Here is a 5886-nt window from a genome sequence, read left to right on the forward strand (position 1 = left end):
ACAGCTGCTCTTTACGGTTGGGGGAAAACTTGTCGCTTACCTGTAAAAAAATAGGGCCCAGCTGTTCCTCAAAGGCCAGCACGCCTTCCAGGAACGATGTGGTGAGTTCCCCGGCATTGGTTAGCTGGCTGTAGTGGCTGATTGCCTGCGGCACTTTGGGGCAGAATTTAAAATCAGCGCCCCTGGCCTTTGCCTTGGCGCCCCATTTACGGATAGTGTCTGGTCCGTATACCTGGTAATGGGTAGCGTTCAGCTCAATGCTGTTATAATGGTGTACATACTCGTCCAGGAAATTGGCTTCCTTGGTGCCTTTGGGATAGATCTTGCCGATCCATTCCTTGCGGCCCCATTTGGCGCAGCCGAGATATAGCTGCGGCTTTTTTACAGGCTGGCCTTTAAGCGCTTTTTTATTGAAAACAGGCTCCGCCGGCAATTTAAAATCTATGTTGTCCAGCAGGGCCTCATCAACGCGTCCGAAGTCCATAAATTAATTTTAAGAGTTCTTTGTTTATATAGTTTTTCTAAGGTAACTTAAAAGTATGTATCAATAACAAATTAGCATGGAAGTATTACACGTTAGCGCGGAATGTTACCCGGTAGCCAAGGTCGGAGGATTGGGGGATGTGGTAGGCGCCTTGCCCAAATACCAGGCGCAGGCAGGTTGTTATGTGAAAGTAGCCATCCCCGGTTATAAAACACGTTTTTGGGAAAACCACGAGTTCGAGATCGTACACCAGGCAGGCCTGTACCTGGGCCCTCACTGGTATCATTTTAATATCTGGAAAGAAAAAAATAACACGCTGGGGTTTGACCTGTACCTGGTGGATATTCCCGGCCTGCTTGATACCGATGGGGTATACGGCTACTATAACGATACTGAACGCTTTTTAGCTTTCCAGGTGGCAGTGCTCGACTGGGTAAACGACTGGCGGCACACCCCTGATGTAATACATTGCCACGACCACCACACCGGGCTTATTCCCTTTTTGATGAGCCACGGTTATAAATATGAACGCCTCAGGAGCGTACCTTCTGTTATAACCATTCACAATGCGCAATACCAGGGCCAGTTTGGCTGGGACCGGCAATACCTGCTGCCTTCCTTTGACTCGTGGAAGGGCGGCCTGCTGGACTGGGCAGGGGCCATTAACCCGCTGGCAGCAGGCATTAAATGCGCCTGGCGGGTTACCACGGTGTCACCCAGCTACCTGGAAGAGCTGTTCAATTCCGCAGCCGGGCTCGAAAGCCTTATAAGCCATGAGCGCGCCAAGTGCGTAGGCATACTGAATGGTATCGACAGCAAGGTATGGGACCCCGGCGCCGACCCCATGATACCGGCTAACTATAACGCCCGTACGCTGGCCGCCGGTAAGGAAGCCAATAAACAGGCTTTGTGCCGCGAGTTCGGGCTGGACCCATCCCTGCCGCTGATCTCTTTCATTGGCAGGCTGGTTGGGGAAAAAGGCGCCGACCTGCTGCCGGAGGTGATAGGCCGCTCCCTGTATGAGCTGCCGGGCCGGGTGAACTTCCTGGTGCTGGGAAGCGGGGAACCTCATGTGGAATGGAGTCTACAGCAAACGCGTCAATATGTAGGCGATCACTTTAATATATACATAGGTTATAATGAAGCGCTTTCGCATCGCATTTATGCCGGCAGCGACTTCCTGTTAATGCCCTCCCGTGTAGAGCCCTGTGGCCTGAACCAGCTGTACGCGCTGCGCTACGGCACCGTTCCTATTGTGCGCAGCACGGGCGGATTAAGAGATACTGTAACGGATATTGGTGATAAAAACGGTTTTGGCATACGATTTATACATGCAGCAGTATGGGATATATGCAGGGCAATAGGCCGGGCAGTATCGCTGTATGAAGACCAGGAGGTTATAACACTGCAGCATATACGACAATATAGCATGCAGCTGGACCATTCCTGGGACAGTGCGGCGCAGGAATATCTGAATGTTTATAATTCCATGATCCCATAATATTTAACTTTGCTGATTCCACGAACCTCAGACCCGTCCGTTGCCTGCTATGCGGATCAGCATGTAATTTGTTAATACTGGTGTAGCCGGCAGAAATATGAACCGTTTTACGATGAAAATTGAACATCAAGCATATGTCTAACGCAATCATTTCCCTGATATTGGGCGGAGGAGCCGGTACGCGGCTCTATCCCCTCACACGCCGCCGTTCCAAGCCGGCAGTACCTTTGGCTGGTAAATACCGGCTGGTGGACATCCCTATCTCCAACTGCCTGAATGCGGATATGAACCGCATTTTTGTGTTAACCCAGTACAACTCGGCTTCGTTGAACAAGCATATCAAGAACACTTATCACTTCAGCCATTTCAGCAAGGCTTTTGTTGATATACTGGCGGCAGAGCAAACCCCCGATAACCCCACCTGGTACCAGGGTACGGCAGATGCGGTAAGACAGTGCCTGCACCATATCGACAACTTTGAATTTGAATATGTGCTCATCCTCTCCGGCGACCAGCTGTACCAGATGGATTTCCGGGATATGCTGCAGTTTCATATAGAGTCCGGGTCGGAGATCACCATTGCCACCATACCGGTAAGCGCCAAAGATGCCTCCGATTTCGGCATCCTGAAAACAGATCCCAAAGGCATGATCACCTCTTTTACGGAAAAGCCCAAGCAGGATGTGCTGGGCCCGTGGTCGTCGCCGGTAAGTGACGAAATGAAGAAGGAAGGCCGCATTTACCTGGCCAGCATGGGTATTTACCTGTTCAGCCGCCAGGTGCTGTACGACCTGCTGAACGGGCAGGAGGCCTCTACCGATTTTGGCAAGGAGCTGATCCCTTACGCAATTAACGCCGATTACAAGGTGGTAAGCTACCAGTATACCGGTTACTGGACAGATATAGGCAACATCTGCTCTTTCTGGGAAGCCAATATTGGCCTTACAGACGATATTCCCAAGTTTAACCTGTTTGACGAGTCGCACACCATTTACTCCCGCGCACGCATGCTGCCGCCCGCGAAAATTTCCGCCAAACTGAATAAAACCGTTATTTCCGACGGCTGCATTATTTCAGACAGCACCCTGGAGCGCTGCGTGGTAGGCATCCGTAACCGCATAGGCCGTGGATCGGTGATCACAAACTGTTACATTATGGGGAGCGATTACTACCAAACCCTGGACGAGCTGGAAAAAGCCAAGGCCAAAGGCCATCCCCCCATGGGCATTGGCGATAACTGCCACATTAATAATGCCATCATTGACAAGAACTGCAGCATAGGCAACGGCGTTAAAATTAATGTCGGCGAACGCCTGCCCGACGGCGAGTTTGAAAAATATACCGTAAAGGACGGTATCGTGGTAATAAAAAAGGGTATGGTATTGGAGGATGGGTACGTGATTTAATATGCAAATGTGCAGATATGCAGATGTGCAGATGGAGTGTTGCGTGACCGGGCTTAGGATGCAGTTGTTTGCACATTTGTAATGTATAATGAAAGTAACAAATGAATTTGCAGATGTACAAATAAATGCGTCCTCCTTAAGGAGCCGGGGCATTCTATTTGCACATCTGCACATCTGCATATGCGCAAATTGGATTGTATGCGACTGACCATAGAACGTCAAAACATAAAGATCTATCCTGATTTAAAGAGAGTAGTAGCAAGATTCTTTTTTAATGGCGATGCCCGGGCCAAAGGCATCATCAGCCTGGTTGCCGCCATGACCGACGCAGAGGTAGCCGCAGCGCTTACACCTTTGCTGCGCGAGTTCTCCCGCCGCCACCGTAACATTACCCGCATTTTTGAGCGGCATTGCGACCGGTTAAAGCACCTGTTTGCCTCACAGGGCGTTAACTACGATGAGGTGGATTATAAACGGCGGCTGCTGCTGGGCTCTTATTTCACCAATGAATACTCCATTGAGTCGGCAGCCTTCTTTAATCCTTCGCTTGTTGAAGACCTGGACCAGAGCGGGCTGGAGGAAGGAGAAAAACGCGTGATCATCAGTTTCCGCGCAGTAGGGGAAGGGCATATATCGTCCATTGCTTTCCGCCATGGCGTTATTAACCGCGAAAACGAGATCACGCTAACGCCCCCTGGTAATTATGTAGAGGAAGCCGATATTATCCGCAACTCTACTTACCAGAAACAGAGCTTTTTCCAGAACGCGGTATCAATTCACCTGCCCGATTCTGTAATGAAGGAGGTACAAAGCAAGCTGACGGACACTTTTGAATATATGTCCCTTAAACGCGTGATACGCGAAATGCAGCAGCGCTATCATGTGGACCATCTTATTCAGAAATCGCTGGAAAGGCTGCTATGGCTGGCCGACAGCTATTATGAGATCAACTTTTCCCTTGATACAGATATTTCCGACCGTGTAATATTCCCGTACTCCGAGTCCGAAAGCCGGGGTATTGAAGATGCCCGCTTCGTAAAGTTTCACGATAACGACGGCGAGATTACCTATTATGCCACCTATACCGCTTACGACGGCATTACTATTCAGCCCAAGCTGCTGCAAACAAAAGATTTTTACAACTTCAAGATATTGCCGCTGTATGGCGAAGGCGCGCAGAACAAGAACCTGGCGCTGTTTCCCCGCAGGATCAACGGCAAGTATGTAATGATCTCCCGTATTGACGGTATTAATAATTACATTATGTATTCCGACAGGATCAACATTTGGGAAAACCCGGAGATCCTGCAAAATCCCAAATACCCGTGGGAGTTTGTGCAGATCGGTAACTGCGGCTCACCCATAGAAACCTCCGAAGGCTGGCTGTTGATCACCCACGGCGTAGGGCCCATGCGTACCTACTGCATCAGCGCCAGCCTGCTTGACCTGGATGATCCCAGGGAGGAGATAGGACGCCTGAAAGAGCCGCTGCTGGTGCCCACCAAGGAGGAAAGGGAAGGGTATGTGCCCAACGTGCTGTACTCCTGCGGCTCGCTGATCCATAACCAGGAGCTGATTATCCCTTACGGCCTTTCTGATTACGCCACCGGCTTTGCCACCGTAAACCTGGAACATTTGCTGGACCGTATTAAGCAGGATGGGTGACGATGTGCGGATAAGCAAATGTGCAGATATGCAGATGTGCAGACGGGAAAAAATGACAGGGATGTGGATGGTGGAGATATGCAGATGAATGAATGCCAGTACACGGAGGTGTGCTCACGCTTCCATAGCTTTTACATTCAAAATTTTACATTCTCCCCAAGTATCTGTTTATACAGCTCCAAATAGCCTTCCACCATTTTTTCCTGGCTGAACTGCGCTTTGGCGTGGGTGTGGCAATATGTACGGTTTATGCCCGGCAGCTGCGCAATGCAGTCAATGGCCTGCTGCATGTCATGCACCAAAAAGCCGGTTTTGCCATGCTGTATCAGCTCGGCCATGGAGCCGCGGTGATAGGCAATTACAGGCGTGCCGCACAGCATGGCCTCTGCCACGCTGAGGCCAAACGGCTCCTCAAAATAAATGGGATGCAGCAAGGCTTTGGCATTGCCCAGCACCTGGCTGCGTTCGGCCCCGCCTACAGGGCCGGCAAAGATCACCTTTTTCCCATCCACGAACGGCCGCACCTTTTCCTGGTAATAGCCCTCATCCTGTATAATACCGGCAATAATTAACCGGTGGCCGGTAGCCTGGGCAATCTTTATAGCATCTGCGGTGCCCTTGTCGGGGTGTATGCGCCCGAAGTACAGCAGGTAATCATCCGGGCTGGTTTGCAGGGTAAAGTCCTTTGTACGGATGCCATTGTACACATTGGCGGCATACCGCAGCAGCGGGCTGCGGTTCGCATAGCTGATAGATACGTAATAGCCCACATCATTATACCGCTTATATACGGGAATGATCTTGGAGGAGGAAAACCCATGGATGGTAGT

The 5886-nt window shown here is 50.5% G+C and carries 5 protein-coding genes; 3 read left to right on the plus strand and 2 right to left on the minus strand.

The annotated features are described in order from the left end of the window. Positions 1-484, minus strand: a 484-nt coding sequence (locus VFS25_RS15080; RefSeq protein ID WP_326462993.1) for a DUF72 domain-containing protein, incomplete at its 3' end; no start/stop codon positions are given. 76 nt (positions 485-560) lie between these two features. Here VFS25_RS15080 and VFS25_RS15085 point away from each other — a divergent pair. The 3 genes from VFS25_RS15085 to VFS25_RS15095 all read left to right on the plus strand — a co-directional run bounded on the left by VFS25_RS15085 (position 561) and on the right by VFS25_RS15095 (position 5056). Beyond that, positions 561-1985, plus strand: coding sequence for a glycogen synthase (locus tag VFS25_RS15085; protein ID WP_326462994.1), 1425 nt, complete (start codon positions 561-563; stop codon positions 1983-1985). Positions 1986-2119: 134 nt separating this feature from the next. Beyond that, a complete protein-coding gene (locus tag VFS25_RS15090) occupies positions 2120-3391 on the plus strand; it encodes a glucose-1-phosphate adenylyltransferase (protein ID WP_326462995.1) in 1272 nt (423 codons plus the stop codon). A 198-nt stretch (positions 3392-3589) separates the two neighbouring features. Next, positions 3590-5056 carry a glycoside hydrolase family 130 protein gene (locus VFS25_RS15095; RefSeq protein WP_326462996.1) on the plus strand — a complete coding sequence of 489 codons (1467 nt, stop codon included), beginning with the start codon at positions 3590-3592 and terminating at the stop codon, positions 5054-5056. A 137-nt stretch (positions 5057-5193) separates the two neighbouring features. Here VFS25_RS15095 and VFS25_RS15100 read toward each other — a convergent pair. Beyond that, positions 5194-5886 (minus strand): glycosyltransferase (locus tag VFS25_RS15100; RefSeq protein WP_326462997.1); only part of this gene is annotated, 693 nt, incomplete at its 5' end.

The sequence above is a fragment of the Chitinophaga sp. genome (assembly GCF_035761305.1).
Lineage (GTDB): Bacteria > Bacteroidota > Bacteroidia > Chitinophagales > Chitinophagaceae > Chitinophaga.

Coding starts and splice junctions, on each gene's coding strand:
- VFS25_RS15095 (WP_326462996.1), top strand. CDS start 3,590: ATGCGACTGACCATAGAACGTCAAAACATAAAGATCTATCCTGATTTA.
- VFS25_RS15085 (WP_326462994.1), top strand. CDS start 561: ATGGAAGTATTACACGTTAGCGCGGAATGTTACCCGGTAGCCAAGGTC.
- VFS25_RS15090 (WP_326462995.1), top strand. CDS start 2,120: ATGTCTAACGCAATCATTTCCCTGATATTGGGCGGAGGAGCCGGTACG.